This window comes from Amphritea japonica ATCC BAA-1530 (assembly GCF_016592435.1).
Classification (GTDB): Bacteria; Pseudomonadota; Gammaproteobacteria; order Pseudomonadales; family Balneatricaceae; genus Amphritea; species Amphritea japonica.
Window position 1 is genome coordinate 2,326,356 of the sequence record NZ_AP014545.1, and the last position, 17,202, is coordinate 2,343,557.

A 17,202-nucleotide genomic window follows, 5' to 3' on the forward strand; every position below is an offset into this window, starting at 1 on the left:
TTTTTTCCTTAACCCATCACCAGTGTCGGTAACCAGAGCACAATCTCGGGAAACACCATACAGAGAATCAATACTGTCAGATTCAACATAATAAAGGGCGCCACTGACTTGTAGATCTCTGACATACCGATCTCCGGTGGCGCGATTCCTTTCAGATAAAACAGTGCGAAACCATAAGGTGGTGTTTGTACCGCAATCAGAATATTAAGAATCATCAACACACCGAACCAGATTGGATCGTAGCCCAGAGACACCGCAATCGGCGTGAACAGCGGCGCGCACATCAGTACGATGATGAACTCATCAATAATGAAGCCCAACAACAACATAATCAGCTGGAACATGATGATGATCATGATCGGCGGCAGATCAAGCGTGCCCGTGAAATCAGCCACCATGCTTTGTACACCCATCAACAGGTGGAAATTACTAAAGACTGAGGCACCGAAGATAATCCACATCGCAACGCTGACTAACGCGGCGGTCTGGAAGCCAGAATGCAGGAACATATCCAATTTAAAGCGCTTAAACATAATCGCCAGAATTAGCGCTCCTACCACACCGATAGCGCCGGATTCAGTCGGTGTTGCGATACCACTGATAATACTGCCCAGTACCGCCACAATTAGCAGAATTGAAAACAGACCATCCCGGGCAATCTTAAATTTTTCCCGGCCTTCCAGCTTAACGATATCTTTATTATCCATATCCCGTGGCGCACGATCCGGGAATAACCAACAACTAATGGCTACATACAGAATCATCATCACCACCGTTAGCAGTGCAGGCATCATCGCACCCAGGAACATCCGGCCCACCGAGTTCTGCGTCGACGCAGCAAACATAATCATCGGTATACTGGGTGGAATAAGAATACCCAGGCCACCACCGGCCATGATGACACCCAATGCCAGGCGCTTGTTATAGCCCCGTTCCAACATTGGACGTAGTGCGATGCTACCGGAGGTCATAATACCTGCGCCGATAATACCCACCATTGCTCCGATCATTGAACAAACACCGATAACACTGATCGCCAGCGAACCCCGCACACGGCCAATCAACATCTGGCTGAAGTTGAACATCGCATCGCCGATGCCTGACTTAGTCAGCAACTGCCCCATATAGATATAAAGGGGAATCGCTAACAGGATAAAACTGAAATAGGTTGCTTCAAGGGTGGTAGGTATCACGTTGAATATCCCATCACCCCAGGTCATATAACCGATCATCATGGCAATACCGCCCAATGCCAGTCCCACCTGAGCGCCTAACGCGAAGAACACCAGAATGCATAGCAGCAGTACTACCGTTAATAGTTCGATACCCATCACTGAGCCTCCTCAATAAGCGCTGTACTGGTCAGAAGAAAATACAGTTCGGCCAACATATCTCTTGCCAACTGGGCAATAAACAAACCACCAGCGACCATCATCATGATCCAGAAGTGAAACATTGGGGGAGCCCACTCACTTTGACGACGGTAGTCAAACTCAATCGCTTCTTCGTACTTTCCCCAGCTCATCATGACGATGACCACGAGGAAGAAAATGGCTAACGAGAATGAGATCAGGTTAAAAATACAGCGGGTTTTGTGGGACACTTTCAGATAGAGAATATCAACATTGATGTGGGCTCGTTGCTGCTGCGCATATGCACCACCAAGCGCCGCAAGATATCCAAACATAAACAGGGACAGATCAAATGCCCAGATCGTAGGGCTGCCCAGAACGTAGCGTGAGAACACTTCATAAGCGACAACAAACGCAAGCACAGGCATGATGAAAGACGCTAGCAGGCCGGCCTGGCGAACCACCCAATCAATAGTACAACAGAATTTTATTAGTATTTTCTTAAACATAACGACACCTGCAATAGAAAAAGGGGCACGACTGCACCCCTTTTTAGCTTACTGAAAATGCTTACTTGCTATTTGCACGCAGGATATCGATCAGCTCTTTGCTGTACTTATCCGCTGCGGCATATTCATCCCACAGGCCTGCACCGGCATCAGCCCATGCTTTACGGTCAGCGTCAGAGGGTTCCGGGCTCCACTTCAGGCCTTTAGCTTCCATCTCTGCAACCGCTTCAGTTTCCCACTTTTTAGACAGACGCAGCTGGTCAGACGCATGCTGTTCAGTTGCTTTACGTACCACAGCCTGCAGATCTTCTGGCAGTTTCTTCCAGGCACTACGGTTAACAACGATTGGCAGCACCTGAGCGCCCGCCAACGGTAGTTTGTACATGTACTTAGCGACTTCAACGTGGTTTCCATCGCGGTGATCGATCATGTTACTACCGATAGAACCATCGATTACGCCCGTTGCCAGAGAGGTATAAATCTCGCTCCAGGACAAAGAAACAGGTGACGCTTCCAGGTTACGCAAGAATTTACCGTAAGCACCCGGAGCACGAATCTTCAGACCTTTAAAGTCTGCAGCAGACTTAATTTCTTTCTTGGTCAGGATATAAACCGGGGGCTGGATGTAAGGTTCAAGCCAAACCAGACCTTGTGAACCGTAGGCTTTCGTCAGGACTTTATCCCAACCCTGATCATGAAACAGCGCCTGTAGCTCAGCCGGATCATCAGTACCACCTGGCAGACCGATCTCAACCACACCGGCAGGTAATTCACCGGCATGCATCGACTGAAAAGGCGCGCCCATAGTGACCAGGCCTGATTTAACTGCGCCCAACAAACCACTGGTACCGACACCTTCACCGGAATACAGAACCTGAACCTTAATACGGCCTTCTGAAGCGGCTTCAATGTTCTTAGCCAGACTCTCGTATACTTCACCAAAAGCAGTACCACGCCCATACAGATTACTAAAGCGCCAGTTATGCTCTGCTGCAGACACATCTGCCGCCAGAGTCGCCAGGCCCAACGTTACTGCCAACGCGGATGTCGATAGTTTTTTCTTGAGGTTTTTAATCATACTCAGCCCTACAGTTCTTATTAGTTATGGATCGGAATAAACACTCGGTAAAACAATCCTTACAAATCACTGCCAATCGATAAATCATGAAAAATCCACCCAAACGTTTGTAAAACTTTACGCAACAGCCTTCCATAGGTATAAAATAACGAACAATACTCTATTTATTAGGGCTGATTATCAGTGATCAAAACGATAGAAAAAGGGGCTGCTAGTGACTAAATTTGCATTGGGACAGCTAGGTGACATTGAAATAAAGCAATTGAAGATTTTCAAAGCGGTTGTTGATTGCGGTGGATTTTCGGCCGCTGAGACCGAACTGAATATCAGCCGACCCACTATCAGCAATCATATTGCAGCACTCGAGTCACGTCTGGATATGACCTTGTGTAAACGGGGACGGGCGGGGTTTTCACTCACCGAGGAAGGTGCCGTTGTATATCAACAAACTAATCAGCTTCTCGAACAACTGAATCAGTTTCGCAATACCATTAATAACTTAGGTTCAAGCCCGGCCGGGCTACTCAAAATTGCATTAAGCGATACCTTCAGTACAGATCCGCGCTGTAAAGTAACCGAGATATTCCGACAATTTTATCAACAAGCACCGGATGTTGAGCTGAAAGTTGAAGTAGAACATATGACGGTGATGGAAAAACTGGTTCTGAATAACGAAGTTGATATTGCGATAATCCCCTACCATCGCCAGTTTGAAGGCCTCGATTATATCCATCTCTTTACCGACGTAAACTACATATACTGCGGCCATGGACACCCTCTGTTCAATCTACCAGAGACGGAAATAACGGATGACATAATCAATAGTAGCAAGCTAGTCCATGCCGGTTTAAAACCCCACGAAGAAGTCTACCATCAACTGGCTCACATGAACCTGGCCGCCAGTTCTTATCATTATGAATCCAGAATTTCGTTATTAATGTCCGGCTTCTTTATCAGTTTCCTGCCAGAGCAAGTTGCCCTACCCTACGTAGAACGTGGTCAGTTAAAAGCCATTGCCACGCAACTGAAAAGTTTCCGCTTAGGGGTGGCTGTCATCAGCAAAAAATCGGCGCAGCCAAACCGGGCCAGGGATCTGTTTCTTGAGACTATCCGTACCATTCATGCCGATGCAGAAACCGCCCCCCCTTACTAATACTCACCTGATATCGGCACCTACAGGGATAACAAAGACAACCCGAACACTCTTCTATCCCCTGATAGGTATAGCCCCCTGCAGCTGTAAAATATTATTGTAGTGGCATATACCAAGCTGCGGACTTTCATTTTACGTCCTGGCACATATCACCAATACCCACGCTGGGTCGTAATACAGGTTTTTTTATATGACAACTCCATCTCACACAACGTCATACTATGCCGCTTCCGCTAATGATAAATCGCTTCGCGCCTCATTAAATGAAGATATCACAGCTGATGTCTGTGTTATCGGTGCAGGCTATACCGGCATGTCATCTGCACTTCATCTTGCTGAACAGGGTTTTAAAGTTGTCGTACTGGAAGCCAATAGAATTGGCTTTGGCGCCTCTGGTCGTAATGGCGGCCAGATTGTTCACAGTTACAGCCGCGATATCGACTTTATCGAGAAACATTACGGAAAGCATACCGGCACTGAGATGGGCAAGATGGCCTTCGAGGGTGGCAGAATCATCCGTCGCTTAGTCGACCAGTACAATATCAAGTGTGATCTTAAAGAGGGCGGGATTTTTGCGGCTTGCAATAGCAAACAACTACATGAGATGGAACAAAAAAAAGCACTCTGGGAGGCCCATGGTCATAACCAGCTGGAAATGCTATCTGAAGACAGCATTCAGAATCACGTAGGATCATCCCGTTACAAAGGAGGCCTGCTAGACAAAAGTGGAGGCCACTTTCATCCACTGAATCTGGTATTAGGCGAGGCTGCTGCACTGGAAAACCTCGGTGGCGTTATTTACGAAGACTCTGCGGTCACCCGGGTTCAGGAAGGCGATAAAGCGGTCATCTTCACCGATAAAGGTTCCGTAACCGCCGATTTTGTCGTTGTAGCCGGTAACGCTTATCTGGGTGGTCTGATTCCTAAGCTAGAACAGAAAGCGATGCCCTGTGGTACTCAGGTAATCACTACCGCGCCATTAACCGACGCTCAACAGAAAGAGCTTCTTCCACAGGGAAACTGTGTCGAAGACTGTAACTACCTCCTAGATTATTTTCGTTTGTCCGGTGACGGGCGTCTGATCTATGGTGGCGGTGTTACATACGGAGCCCGAGAGCCCGATAAAATTGAATCGCTAATCGTCCCTAACATGCTGAAAACATTTCCTCAGCTGAAAGGCGTTAAGGTTGATTTCGCCTGGACCGGTAACTTCCTGCTAACTCTCATGCGTCTGCCGCAATTCGGCCGGATCGGTAGCAACATATACTACGCCCAGGGCTATAGCGGTCACGGTGTCACCAGTTCTCACCTGGCAGGAAAAGTACTTGCCGATGCGATCCAGGGTCAGGCTGAACGTTACGATATATTTGCCGGTCTGCCGCAATACCCCTTCCCGGGCGGGCGGGCTTTGCGCATCCCTTACACTGCGATGGGCGCCTGGTATTACACCCTGCGGGATAAGCTGGGAATCTAAATAATCGCTTTGCTTATAGCGGAAGATATAGCGGTGCTCAGAGCAGAGCTTACAGTCGTGCTCTGAATCTGAGCCGCAAATATAGTTAGACCCAAATTACAGTTATAAGAAATACAACATAAGGTGTTTTTATGAGTTCTGATATCGCTCAACCGGAAGCAGATAGCAACCTTGCCTGTACGGTAAATGAAACCACGAATAGCCCGCAAAAGTGGATGTTATTCTTCGGTTCAATCATGGCATTCTTCGCTTATCTGTCGACTCAACATGTCGACGGTGAGCCCTATGGTTTTTATAGCTTGCTACCAGCCCTGTTGATTCTGTTTGTCGCTGTCATTACCAAAAAACCACTGGAATCTATTTTTGCCGGCATTATTGCAGGTCTGCTGCTCTTAGATCCAACCAATATAGTGTCAGGTTTGGGGGACTTATCGATCAACGTTGTGATGGATGAAACCATCGCCTGGATCGTATTGGTATGCGGCATGATGGGAGGTTTGATCAATATGCTGGAACGGGGAGGTAGTGTCCTCAGTTTTGGCGAGATGTTGGCCAGGCGAATCAAAACCAAGCGCGGTACTATGCTGACCACCTGCACTCTGGGAATCATGGTCTTTATCGATGACTACCTGAACTCTCTGGCGGTATCCGCCTCAATGAAAAACCTGACTGACCGGTACAAGATCTCCCGTGAAAAATTGGCATTTCTGGTCGATTCAACAGCCGCTCCTGTCTGTATTCTGGTACCCGTATCAACCTGGGCAGTTTACTTTGCCGCCCTGTTAGAAGAGAACGGCGCTACCGCTGAAGGCAAGGGTATGTCCCTCTATATCGAGTCTATTCCTTATATGGCCTACGGCTGGGCTGCTCTGATAGTCGTCTTTCTGGTTGCTGGTGGCATTTTAGGTGACTTTGGCAGCATGAAAACAGCAGAGAAACGCGCTCAGACAGGTCAGCCTATTCCTCCAGGTATCCAGCAGGATGGCTTTGATACTTCTGCGATGAAGAGAACCACCCCTATTGTCGGCCTGCTGAACTTCCTGATGCCGATGGCGGTTCTGGTTGCGGCAAGCGTTTACTACGAAATCGATCTGTTACTGGGTGCTCTGGTTGCTTCAATGTTCACCATGGTTCTGTACTTCTGGCAACGCCTAATGAACTTCGGCCAACTGGTCGACTCCATGCTGGATGGCTTTAAGGTTATGCTTCACCCGATTGCCGTGGTGTGCGCGGGCTTCATGGTTAAAGAGGTCAACGATCAACTGGGCATGACCCCATACATCATCGATTCGCTGGCACCCTATCTATCTAAAGAACTCCTGCCGGCGTTGGTATTCGTCTCTATGGCTGCCGTGGTTTTCGCTACCGGTTCTAGCTGGGGCGTCTTCGTCGTATCTCTACCGATTGTTATACCTATGGCCATCAGCCTGGATATGTCGATGCCGCTAACCGTAGGTGCTTTATTGTCTGCTTCAGCATTCGGTAGCCATGCCTGCTTCTTCAGTGACTCCACCGTACTCTCCTCCCAGGGCTCTGGTTGTACGCCGATGCAGCATGCCCTCAGCCAGATCCCCTATGCGATGATCGGAGCAGTCATTGCACTTGTATCACTATTAATACTAGGCTTCACCGTAGCCTGAGCTGCTGAATTACATAACCGCTAAAATGGAGGCCTGGCCTCCATTTTCAGATTATGGAAAAGGACACCGATGCTAATCAGATCTCCACGAGTTGCTGTTATCCTGCTGTTAGTCGTAAGCTTTATCTGGGGAGCAGAGTTTGTTCTGATAGATCTGGCCATTGAAATAATACCCACACATACGTTTAACAGTGTGCGTTTTTTACTGGCAGCTTTATCATTATTACCACTACTTTGGCTGACGCGTAAGCAATATGCCGAGATATGCTGGCTTCCCCTACTGGGAGCCAGTTCTTTACTCGGGTTACTGCTGTTTGCTGGTTTTTACACCCAAACAGAAGGGATGCGTTACACCTCGGTTTCCAACGCCGGTTTTATCACCGGAATGAATGTACCTCTGGTACCTCTGTTAGGCTTTCTTCTCTTTAAAACCCGCGCCGCTATCTCAGTCTGGATCGGTATGATCACCGCCACCTGCGGGCTTTATCTACTGACTATTGGTGATAAGTTAGAATTTAACCAGGGTGACGTGCTGGTACTTATCTGCGCGTTTTGCTTTGCCATTCATATCATTCTGACCGGTCGATTCGTTAACAAACTGCCAGTCATTCCCTTGAGTATTCTTCAGCTGTTTGCTGTCGCTATCTATAGTTCAGTGTCAGCGATGTTAAGCCCTGAGCCCGCTTTCTATCACTCGGGCTCGTCACCCCTTAGTTGGCAAGACCTTGCAATAAGCCCCATCATCATCAGCGCCGTTCTAATCTCAGGCGTTTTAGGTACGGCCTACGCTTACTGGGCTCAATCAGCTTGCCAACAGATATTAGAATCTCACAAAGTCGCACTAATCTTTGCGACAGAGCCAGTATTTGCCTACCTGGCTGCGTGGCTGTTTCTGGACGAAAAACTGGGCAGCAAAGGCTTTATCGGTGCAGGACTGATTATTGCCGCAATGCTCATTGCGGAGCTGGGCGACCGTAAGCGTAAAGTGAAGCTGGCACCGCTAGATCAAACCACAGCTATCACTTAATCCATAATGCCTGAACGCCATTACTCTTCTGAGTTACTCAGGTTTATCTGTTAAATAGCAAAAAGAGTAGAATATAGAGAAAGGATAGACAGGGAGAGTTGAGCGCCCAAATTAATCTTTTTCAATATACATCTGATCCAAGTGGCTGATCTCACGGCTCATTTCCCGGGCAATATTTATCAGGAAAATCTGAAACATTTCAGGGAATTTCTCGCACAGTTGATGGAACAGTTCTGAACTAATTTCCATTAAATAACCGGATTCTTCCATCAGTGCATCACCACGTCGTTGATGCAGACCAATCATGCCAACAAAGCCGACCTGTTCGCCGACCTGGTATTTACGTAATGGCACCTTAAGGCCACTCTCATCTTTAGCTTGAAAGAAACGCACAGCCCCTTTCAGCACGACATAAAACAAATCAGATTTATCACCCGCACTGAACAGCGTCTCACCAGCATCTACCTGAAAAAGTCGCCCCCGCTGTAACATAAAATCAAGGCTATCGTCGGATAGAGCACCAAACATAGACAGGCCATGGCAGAAATCAGTTGAAAACTGTCCACGCTGCTCGGAATATTGGAGTTCCTGCATTACTACTACTCGGAATTATAAAGACAACCTAATTATAGTCTGCGATTCAAGCCTCAGGGTATACCCTCGTTGGATAGAGATACATTGTCTGGCTAACGATATCGCCAGATCAATTCAGTGATATCCGAAGTTATCGAGCTACTGCCGATGCTGGGGAGTACATGCTCTACCCGCATAATGTTGTTCGACCCTTCTAGATTATTTACGATAAAATATTAGTACAGACAACTTTATTGTGATGCTTTTTAATCATAAAACGCCTCTTAATCTCTTCATTTAAACCTCGTACCCGGTTAAGGGTATTGATATAAAATAAAGTTAAGCATTCACTTAAGTTAAATATATAAATTCGGAATTTAACTAACAAAACTCATAGCGCAGAATGTCACCTGCTCCATCTTAACTAGCTCTGTTATATACAGAAACGGCCGATGGCAGTGCTTAAGAAAGACCATAAAAAAAATATTAGAGGTCGCTATGACAAGTTACAAATCCCTGAAAAACCTTATCTCTACCTGTGCCGTTACCGCAGCACTATCAGTGCCGGCAATCCAGTCTGCACAGGCCGGCGATGACTTTATGTTAGCCCATGCCTACCCTACTGATCACATATTTCACCTGGCATCCACTTCCTTTACAGAGCAGCTGGCAAAGCAGGGTTCCGGGATGGAAGTCGATTACCATCCAGGTGGCGACCTGGGTGATTGGGCATCTATCTTCGAGCAGAGCATGGATGGTGTCGTTCCAATGAGCATGACCTTTGCTGCATCCGAATTTGATCCACGTCTGGACCTTTCATGGCTGGGTTACGTGGTTGATAACTGGGATGATGCACGCAAAGTTTATGGCCCGAACGGTAAAATGACCGATGTCTATAACAACATAATGGCCGATCTTGATCTGGTCGTACTGGGCACCATCCCTACCGGCTTTGGCTCCGTTGCTATCCGTAAAGGCGTAGATCGCGTACCCACCAACTTCCCGGAAGATACCAAAGGTATCCAGATGCGCGTACCCCCCGTGCCAATCGGTATTGAGCGTTTCAACAACTGGGGCTTTACCGCAGTACCAATGCCATTCTCTGAGCTATATACAGGCTTGCAGCTAGGCACCGTTGATGGTCGTGCGTTTGGCCCATCCGTAGAGATCTGGCAGATGCGTGACGTACTGTCCGCTTACATCCTGACCCAGGACTATTTTGAGCACGCATTCTGGGTCGTCAATAAATCCTGGTTGGAAGATCTTCCAGCTGATGAACGTAAAAAGCTGCTGGCTGCTGCAGACGTAACTCTGAACAAGGTTTGGGATGAAGCACAAGCAATTGACGAAGGCTTCCTGAAGCGTGTTCGCGATGAAGGTATCAACGTAGTTGAACTGACTCCTGAACAGATGGATAAGGCTAAAGCTATTCTCTACAAGAATGAATGGCCATTCATGGAAAAGATTGTTGGTCCTGAGATTATGACCATGATGCGCGATATTGCTGGAATCAACTGATCCGTCCCGACGTTAACTGTCTCGGTATCACCTTCTCTGTATTCTGCCCTATTGGAAGAATACAGAGATTTCAAGGGTGATATTGCCCGGATACTAATTCAGGATCAGTACTATGCAAAACGAAAAACTGAATACCCTTGTAAAACCGGTGGGGGAAGCCAGGATCTATGACTACGATCCTGACCTCAGTACCCATCCAATTCCACCTCATCTGCACGCTATACCTGATCAATCAAACAGTAAGGCTGACCGCTACCTGATACGTTTTGAGCGCCTGTTGAACTGGGTTTTCCGCGTCATGATGCTCATCGCCGGCCTGGGGCTGGCAATACTGATGTTCTCGCAAGTTATCATGCGTTACGTCCTACAAGCCCCCTTCACCGGCATAGAAGAAGTAGCCGTCCTGTTGGCTGTATGGATCTATTTCCTCGGCATGGGCTACGCCACCCGGGAACGCGAACATATCCACGGCGGTATCGTAAGTCTGGTTGTAAAAGACCCTTATAAGGTGAACATTATTCGCTTCGCCGGCTCTATCACCTGCATGATTGCAGCCTGCATCTTTGGCTATTTTGCCTGTAAATATGCATTAAAAGAGATAGATCGAGGCCGCTTAAGCGTCAACCTGCGTTGGCCCCGAGGCTTGTGGAGCGCCAGCATGGTGGTTGGATTTGCCATGATGATCGGCTACTTCCTCCTTGAAACCATTACTGAGTTTCGAGCATTACGCAACATGCCCCGCCAACCGAAAGAACAGGAGGATTAAGCGATGACGCTGTTTCTAATTTCAATGCTTATTGTCGTTATTCTGATCCTTATTGAGATCCCGGTCGCCTTTGCCTTTGGTATCGGCGCAATTCTCTTTACTTACACCACCGGTAACAATATTTCATTTCTGATTCCCCACGGTTTTAAAACTGCCAGCGGCTTTGCCTTGCTAGCGCTGCCTCTGTTTATATTTGCCGGCCTTCTGATGGCAGAAGGTGGCATATCAGAACGACTGCTTAACTTTGTCAATTCCCTGGTTGGGCGAATCAAAGGTGGGCTGGGCGCTGTCACAGTGCTTACCTGCGCATTATTTGGCGCAATATCCGGCAGCTCATCTGCGGCAATCGCAGCCGTAGGCCAGATCATGATTCCAAGAATGATACGCGAAGGCTATCCTGCAGGGCACGCCACCGCACTGGTGGCCTGCTCCTCTGTACTTGCATTACTGATACCTCCCAGCATTCCGATGATCGTTTTCTCGATCACCGGTGGCTTATCAGTGGGCGCAGCATTTCTGTCCACTATTATTCCGGGCATCATGCTGACAGTCATCTACTGCGCACTGAACATTTGGTTCCTGCGTGGAAATCCCGATATTAAAGTAGACCCTCCACTCCCCTTTAAGGCCGCAACCAAAGAAGTAGTAAAAACCGGCTACAACGCAATCTTTGCACTGCTCATGCCACTAATTATTCTGGGCGCTATCTATAGTGGCATCGCAACGCCAACTGAAGCTGCGGCGATTGCCGTTATCTATGCTATTCCCGTGGGGCTGTTTATCTACAAAGGAATGTCCCTAAGCAATCTGGGCTCAGTGACCGTACGCGCGGTGACCATGACCGGCTCGATTATGGCAGTCTTGTTCTTCCTGTTTATTATGAGCCGCGCCATGATTCTTGAACAGGTACCCCGTGATTTGGCAGACGCTTTACTCCAGGTATCGGATAACAAGTACGTACTGCTATTCCTGATCAATATCCTGCTACTGCTTATAGGCATGATAGTGGATGATATCTCTGGCAGCGTACTGGCCGCGATTATCTTCCTGCCGATTATTAATCAACTGGGTATAGATCCGATCCACTTTGCAGCCGTTGTGGGTGTAAACCTGGGACTGGGTAATGTTTCGCCCCCCTGCGCACCCATGCTCTATATGGCTGGCGGGGTCGGAAAGCTGTCTTTAGACAGGTATATCAAGCCGACCTTAAAGTTCCTCTGTTTAGGCCATCTGCCGATGGTATTTCTGGTGACCTTTGTGCCGGAACTATCACTGTTCCTGCCTAAGTTATTACTGGGTTACTAATCAATCCTCGATAACATCATCACAGCTATAAAACAAAACCGGGCTTCAGGCCCGGTTTTTATTTGTGTCACTCACTAGGTTCTAACCAGATAGGAACAACAATGTAGTAACAAGTTGGCTTCTAATCGCTATATATCCGTCAGCAGTTGTGCCATCTGAACTATCTTATCCTTATCAATTTCTCCCATCAGCATTGGGTTAGAGAGCGCATAAATATAATCTTCAATCGCAGAGTGATTAATATCATCACGGCACTCAACAAACATCGCCCACTCTTCTAGATCATCGGTACAGATATCACCGACGATATATCTGTTTAACACCGCAAGAAGCTGTTGTTTAGTCACGCCAACCTGTTCGTTAACACTTTCATGAGAAGCTCTCACTAAACAGGAATATGCTTGTTCTCGGTGTTCACCAAAATTAATTATCTGGCTTAATGATTCAACTCTGTTCATATATCAGTTATCTCAGCTTAAACCTTATACTCAGCGCTGCTCATTATCTGCGCACTCGTAGAAAGCTGGCAAACCGGGGCACGCCTTTAGCACTGACGCCAGTATATTTATAGCTTATCTGACTGCCAATAGCAGGTGGATTTTTCCGCTGAGCATCGCTGAATCCTGTGCCTAATTTGAAGCGCATTCCATCAGCTGTTTCCACCAGCAATGACCCCAGCATACCTGCATATTTCCCCCTGCCAGGCTGATAACCTATAACTATTGCTTCTGCATCCTGCCATTTTTTTAGCTTCAGTAAATCAGTACTTCGCCCCTGCTGATAAAGCGCATCTTCATGGTGCAGCATCAGCCCTTCACCGCCACCAGCGACCACCTGCTCTAACCAATCCATTAATTCCGACTCACTGGCTATCTGCCGTTGAGGTAGCAGCTGAATCCAATCCCGATCAACCTCATCAACAACACGTCTTAATCGCGTCATTCGCTGACTAAAAGCACCGGGAAACTGTGGCATATCAAATAACATAAACTTCACCCGTCGCCAGCTATTATCACGTTCCTTATTGTCTCTGGCCGCGCTGCTTCGGATAAGCGAAGAGACTTTATCAAACTGCCCCCGTCCTATCCATAATTCACCATCCAGTGATTGTTCGGGTAGCGGTGCAATAAACCAGTCCGGCGCGTCAATACGATAACCCTGGCGGGTTAACAACCGTTTGCCATCCCAATAACCACGTACCCCATCAAGTTTCTCACTAACAAAGTACTCTGAGACCTCAAGCCCCGAATGGTATAGAGTTGCCAGCTGCAATTTTGGCTTACCAGCTAAGCTTTGAGACGCAGTAAGGATACTGATCAACATGATCAGGCTATTGAATGAGATCAGATTATATCGGTGAGACATAATTTCGCCCTCCCTGAGCAAATAAACGCTGCTTCATCCATGAGCAGGTTGAGAGCTAACCCTAGCAGAAAGACAGATTAAGACAAAAAAAACCGGCAGCTGTATTAACAGACACCGGCAAAAGACGCGAATAATAGAAACTCAGGCGTAAAGCGTGTTTCCTTATCGCTCAAAACAAGAGGAAAGCAAAAAGAAGTCCAGACCGTCATTCTGACTACCAGTGAGCCGCACAGCAACGCTCTGGCAAACCAAACATATTAACGACCTGGTCTATCTCACATTGGGATTAGCTTGGGAATGCGAAAGAAACACCTTCACGCACACCACTGGAAGGCCAGCGCTGAGTGATGGTCTTACGCTTAGTGTAAAAACGTACTGCGTCTGGTCCGTATGCATGCAGGTCACCAAACAGAGAACGCTTCCAGCCACCGAAACTGTGGTAAGACACTGGCACTGGCAGCGGTACGTTAATGCCGACCATACCCACCTGAATATTATCAGAGAAGTAACGTGCAGCTTCACCGTCACGGGTAAAGATACAAGTACCGTTACCGTATTCATGATCGTTAATCATCTGCATAGCTTCTTCCATAGAATTAGCACGCACCACCTGCAGTACAGGACCGAAAATTTCTTCCTGATAGCTCTTCATCTGAGTAGTTACATTATCGATCAGAGTAGCACCAACAAAGAAACCTTCTTCGTAGCCTTCCACCTGCGGGTTGCGACCGTCAACAACGATCTTGCAACCATCGGCTTCGGCACTGTCGATATAGCCATTAACTTTTTGCTGATGAGCACGAGTAATAACCGGACCAAAATCGTTATCTCGGTTACTGAACTCTCCCACTTTCAGTGGCCCCATCGCTTCTTGCAGTTTAGCGACCAGGGTATCAGCGGCTTCATCGCCTACGGCAACCGCAACAGACAACGCCATACAACGCTCACCGGAGGAACCAAATGCAGCGCCCAGCAATTGATTTACAGCGTTATCCATATCCGCATCAGGCATTACAATCGCGTGATTCTTCGCTCCACCCAGTGCCTGGCAGCGCTTGCCGTTGGCATTTGCTGTGCTGTAAATGTACTCAGCGATCGGCGTAGAACCAACAAAGCTTACTGCTTTAACACGCTCATCAGTCAGCAGTACATCAACGGCTTCCTTGTCACCATTCACGACATTAATAACACCATTTGGCAAACCGGCTTCTTGCAGTAACTGAGCAATGTACAAGGTTGAGGATGGATCACGCTCAGACGGTTTCAGTACGAAGGTGTTACCACACACAATCGCCATGGGGTACATCCACAGTGGCACCATTGCAGGAAAGTTAAACGGCGTAATTCCGGCAACCACGCCCAGGGGCTGAAATTCACTCCAGGAATCAATGCCCGGACCCACATTACGGCTGTGCTCACCTTTCAATAGCTCAGGCGCGCCGCAAGCGTATTCAACGTTCTCGATGCCTCGCTGCAGCTCTCCCATCGCATCATGCGCAATCTTACCGTGCTCTTCACCGATCATTTCACAGATCTTGTCCGCATTATCTTCCAGAAGCTGCTTGAATCGGAACATCACCGCAGCGCGCCTGGCTGGCGGAGTATTACGCCATGTAGGGAACGCAGCTTCAGCAGCAGCAATCGCCTGTTCAACGGTGCCTGCACATGCAAGATCTACCTGCTTAGTTGCAGCACCCGTAGATGGATTGTATACGTCCTGGGAGCGAGATCCATCGATCATCATTTCGCCGTTAATCAGTTGCCCGACAGTGTTAGTCATCTATTTTTACCTTTACTTGAGCCATGCCATCCAAATATGCTGACATGTTTTTATTTTTTACCGCCGTGGCAGTATTGACCTGTTTCAATCGATATTCGGGAGCATTACGAGCGCAGATCAGAGAGGGCAAAAATTTAAAACGCCCTATGACCTGCACAACAGCTCCCTTGGAATTAATCCAATTCGGAGATAGATTCACCCAAGGCATTAATCAGGCTATCAATCTCTCCCAGTTCTGTCGTAAACGGCAGACCCAGTTGAATAGTGTCTCCGCCGTAGCGAACATAAAAGCCTTTCTCCCAGCACTTCATGGCAATCTGATAAGGACGCAATGCGGGCTCACCCGGTGCCGATTCGATAGTAATACCGGCAGCCAGACCATAGTTGCGAATATCCGCAACATACTGCGTACCTTTGAGACTATGAACCATCTCCTGGAAGTGGGGTGAAACTGTATTCACACGCTCGATCAGATTGTCCTGAGCCAAAATATCCAGCGATGCCAAAGCCGCAGCACAGGCCACCGGATGTGCAGAATAGGTGTAGCCATGGGGTAGCTCCAACATATAGTCAGGGCCAGCTTCAGCCATAAAAGTATCGTAGATTTCCTGTTTGGCAATCAGCGCACCCATCGGCACCACACCATTAGTCAGCTGCTTGGCGACCGTCATCATATCCGGCGTCACACCAAACTCTTCCGCTCCGGTATTTGAGCCCATGCGGCCAAAAGCCGTAATAACCTCGTCAAAGATTAAGAGAATATTATGCTTATCACAGATTTCACGCAGTCGCTTCAGGTAGCCCTTCGGGGGTGGAATCACACCGGCAGAACCCGCCAGTGGCTCAACAATTACTGCCGCGATGTTTGAGGCATCATGCAGAGCAATTTGTTGCTCCAACTCTTCTGCCAGATGGGCACCGGTTTCCGGCATCCCCTGGGTAAACAGATTTTCTGGCAACATCGTATGAGGCAAATGAGCCGCGTCAATGCCCTGGCCATAAGCTGCCCGGTTAGCACCGATACCGCCAACACTGATACCTCCCCAGTTAACACCGTGGTAGCCTTTAGCCCGGCCAATAAAACGAGTCTTGCTAGCCAGCCCTTTTTTGCGCCAGTAAGCGCGGGCAATTTTCAGAGCCGTCTCAACCGATTCAGAACCCGAACCGGTAAAAAATACTCGATTCATACCTTCGGGCATTAGCTCAGAAATACGATGTGCCAGTTCAAATGATTTGGGGTGGCCAAACTGAAACGCCGGAGAGTAATCAAGCTCCTTCAACTGCCTGCTGACAGCCTCGGTAATTTCCGGGCGGCTATGACCGGCACCACAAGTCCACAGACCTGACAGACCATCAAAGATCTTACGGCCCTCAGCATCAGTGTAGTAATTCCCTTCAGCTGACACGATCAGACGAGGGTCCTGCTTAAAACTGCGGTTCGCCGTAAACGGCATCCAGTGTGCATCTAGTTGCGCCTGACTCAGGCCGCAACGTTTGGTGGTATCAGTCATAGAACCTCACCTCAATATTGAGCTAATTAACATGGACTGCGTAGTAGGTTTTACGCAGTCCACTGGCTAACCACTCTCAGTGTTTATGTTGTTATTTTCAGTTGACTCCATTATCGCTAACAACTAAGTTTATTAAATCCATACTTATTTAC

15 protein-coding genes are annotated in these 17,202 nt (G+C 47.9%); 7 read left to right on the forward strand and 8 right to left on the reverse strand.

Annotated features, from left to right (window positions below; genetic code table 11):
* Positions 1-8: 8 nt before the first annotated feature.
* The 3 genes from AMJAP_RS10940 to AMJAP_RS10950 form a co-directional block, all read right to left on the reverse strand.
* The gene (locus AMJAP_RS10940; protein ID WP_019620530.1) at positions 9-1,331 is read right to left on the reverse strand and encodes a TRAP transporter large permease; all 1,323 of its coding nucleotides are present in this window, start codon (positions 1,329-1,331) and stop codon (positions 9-11) included.
* Positions 1,331-1,861, reverse strand: coding sequence for a TRAP transporter small permease subunit (locus tag AMJAP_RS10945; RefSeq protein WP_019620529.1), 531 nt, complete (start codon positions 1,859-1,861; stop codon positions 1,331-1,333). The genes AMJAP_RS10940 and AMJAP_RS10945 overlap by 1 nt, the downstream gene beginning before the upstream one ends.
* Before the next feature lie 61 nt (positions 1,862-1,922).
* A complete protein-coding gene (locus AMJAP_RS10950; RefSeq protein ID WP_019620528.1) occupies positions 1,923-2,939 on the reverse strand; it encodes a TRAP transporter substrate-binding protein in 1,017 nt (338 codons plus the stop codon).
* A gap of 214 nt (positions 2,940-3,153) precedes the next feature.
* On the opposite strand from AMJAP_RS10950, the gene AMJAP_RS10955 reads away from it, so the two are divergent.
* The 4 genes from AMJAP_RS10955 (at position 3,154) to AMJAP_RS10970 (ending at position 8,232) form a co-directional block, all read left to right on the forward strand.
* Positions 3,154-4,092 (forward strand): LysR family transcriptional regulator, encoded by a 939-nt coding sequence (locus AMJAP_RS10955; protein ID WP_019620527.1) that lies wholly within the window; start codon positions 3,154-3,156, stop codon positions 4,090-4,092.
* Positions 4,093-4,282: 190 nt separating this feature from the next.
* Positions 4,283-5,566 carry an NAD(P)/FAD-dependent oxidoreductase gene (locus AMJAP_RS10960; RefSeq protein ID WP_019620526.1) on the forward strand — a complete coding sequence of 428 codons (1,284 nt, stop codon included), beginning with the start codon at positions 4,283-4,285 and terminating at the stop codon, positions 5,564-5,566.
* Positions 5,567-5,697: 131 nt separating this feature from the next.
* A complete protein-coding gene (locus AMJAP_RS10965; protein ID WP_019620525.1) occupies positions 5,698-7,206 on the forward strand; it encodes a Na+/H+ antiporter NhaC family protein in 1,509 nt (502 codons plus the stop codon).
* A 69-nt stretch (positions 7,207-7,275) separates the two neighbouring features.
* Positions 7,276-8,232, forward strand: a complete 957-nt coding sequence (locus AMJAP_RS10970) for a DMT family transporter (RefSeq protein ID WP_019620524.1) — start codon at positions 7,276-7,278, stop codon at positions 8,230-8,232.
* Between the two features lie 111 nt (positions 8,233-8,343).
* Here the strand turns inward: AMJAP_RS10970 and AMJAP_RS10975 are convergent, their stop codons facing one another.
* Complete coding sequence (locus AMJAP_RS10975) at positions 8,344-8,826, reverse strand: Crp/Fnr family transcriptional regulator (RefSeq protein ID WP_019620523.1); 483 nt, start codon at positions 8,824-8,826, stop codon at positions 8,344-8,346.
* Between the two features lie 477 nt (positions 8,827-9,303).
* Between AMJAP_RS10975 and dctP the strand changes: the two genes are divergently transcribed.
* The 3 genes from dctP (at position 9,304) to AMJAP_RS10990 (ending at position 12,394) form a co-directional block, all read left to right on the forward strand.
* Positions 9,304-10,323: a TRAP transporter substrate-binding protein DctP gene (gene dctP, locus AMJAP_RS10980; protein ID WP_019620522.1), complete on the forward strand. Its 1,020-nt coding sequence runs from the start codon at positions 9,304-9,306 to the stop codon at positions 10,321-10,323.
* A gap of 112 nt (positions 10,324-10,435) precedes the next feature.
* Positions 10,436-11,089 (forward strand): TRAP transporter small permease, encoded by a 654-nt coding sequence (locus AMJAP_RS10985; protein ID WP_019620521.1) that lies wholly within the window; start codon positions 10,436-10,438, stop codon positions 11,087-11,089.
* Between the two features lie 3 nt (positions 11,090-11,092).
* Positions 11,093-12,394: a TRAP transporter large permease gene (locus AMJAP_RS10990; RefSeq protein ID WP_019620520.1), complete on the forward strand. Its 1,302-nt coding sequence runs from the start codon at positions 11,093-11,095 to the stop codon at positions 12,392-12,394.
* A gap of 128 nt (positions 12,395-12,522) precedes the next feature.
* Here AMJAP_RS10990 and AMJAP_RS10995 read toward each other — a convergent pair whose 3' ends face one another.
* The 4 genes from AMJAP_RS10995 to aptA form a co-directional block, all read right to left on the reverse strand.
* Positions 12,523-12,852 carry a hypothetical protein gene (locus AMJAP_RS10995; protein WP_019620519.1) on the reverse strand — a complete coding sequence of 110 codons (330 nt, stop codon included), beginning with the start codon at positions 12,850-12,852 and terminating at the stop codon, positions 12,523-12,525.
* Positions 12,853-12,895: 43 nt separating this feature from the next.
* Positions 12,896-13,759 carry a DNA ligase gene (locus AMJAP_RS11000; RefSeq protein ID WP_019620518.1) on the reverse strand — a complete coding sequence of 288 codons (864 nt, stop codon included), beginning with the start codon at positions 13,757-13,759 and terminating at the stop codon, positions 12,896-12,898.
* Between the two features lie 286 nt (positions 13,760-14,045).
* Positions 14,046-15,539, reverse strand: a complete 1,494-nt coding sequence (locus AMJAP_RS11005; RefSeq protein ID WP_019620517.1) for a CoA-acylating methylmalonate-semialdehyde dehydrogenase — start codon at positions 15,537-15,539, stop codon at positions 14,046-14,048.
* Positions 15,540-15,712: 173 nt separating this feature from the next.
* A complete protein-coding gene (gene aptA, locus AMJAP_RS11010) occupies positions 15,713-17,050 on the reverse strand; it encodes an omega-aminotransferase AptA (RefSeq protein WP_019620515.1) in 1,338 nt (445 codons plus the stop codon).
* Positions 17,051-17,202 lie beyond the last annotated feature (152 nt).

Coding starts and splice junctions, on each gene's coding strand:
- aptA (WP_019620515.1), bottom strand. CDS start 17,050: ATGACTGATACCACCAAACGTTGCGGCCTGAGTCAGGCGCAACTAGAT.
- AMJAP_RS11000 (WP_019620518.1), bottom strand. CDS start 13,759: ATGTCTCACCGATATAATCTGATCTCATTCAATAGCCTGATCATGTTG.
- AMJAP_RS10985 (WP_019620521.1), top strand. CDS start 10,436: ATGCAAAACGAAAAACTGAATACCCTTGTAAAACCGGTGGGGGAAGCC.
- AMJAP_RS10995 (WP_019620519.1), bottom strand. CDS start 12,852: ATGAACAGAGTTGAATCATTAAGCCAGATAATTAATTTTGGTGAACAC.
- AMJAP_RS10975 (WP_019620523.1), bottom strand. CDS start 8,826: ATGCAGGAACTCCAATATTCCGAGCAGCGTGGACAGTTTTCAACTGAT.
- AMJAP_RS10970 (WP_019620524.1), top strand. CDS start 7,276: ATGCTAATCAGATCTCCACGAGTTGCTGTTATCCTGCTGTTAGTCGTA.
- dctP (WP_019620522.1), top strand. CDS start 9,304: ATGACAAGTTACAAATCCCTGAAAAACCTTATCTCTACCTGTGCCGTT.
- AMJAP_RS10945 (WP_019620529.1), bottom strand. CDS start 1,861: ATGTTTAAGAAAATACTAATAAAATTCTGTTGTACTATTGATTGGGTG.
- AMJAP_RS10950 (WP_019620528.1), bottom strand. CDS start 2,939: ATGATTAAAAACCTCAAGAAAAAACTATCGACATCCGCGTTGGCAGTA.
- AMJAP_RS10940 (WP_019620530.1), bottom strand. CDS start 1,331: ATGGGTATCGAACTATTAACGGTAGTACTGCTGCTATGCATTCTGGTG.
- AMJAP_RS10965 (WP_019620525.1), top strand. CDS start 5,698: ATGAGTTCTGATATCGCTCAACCGGAAGCAGATAGCAACCTTGCCTGT.
- AMJAP_RS10990 (WP_019620520.1), top strand. CDS start 11,093: ATGACGCTGTTTCTAATTTCAATGCTTATTGTCGTTATTCTGATCCTT.
- AMJAP_RS10960 (WP_019620526.1), top strand. CDS start 4,283: ATGACAACTCCATCTCACACAACGTCATACTATGCCGCTTCCGCTAAT.
- AMJAP_RS11005 (WP_019620517.1), bottom strand. CDS start 15,539: ATGACTAACACTGTCGGGCAACTGATTAACGGCGAAATGATGATCGAT.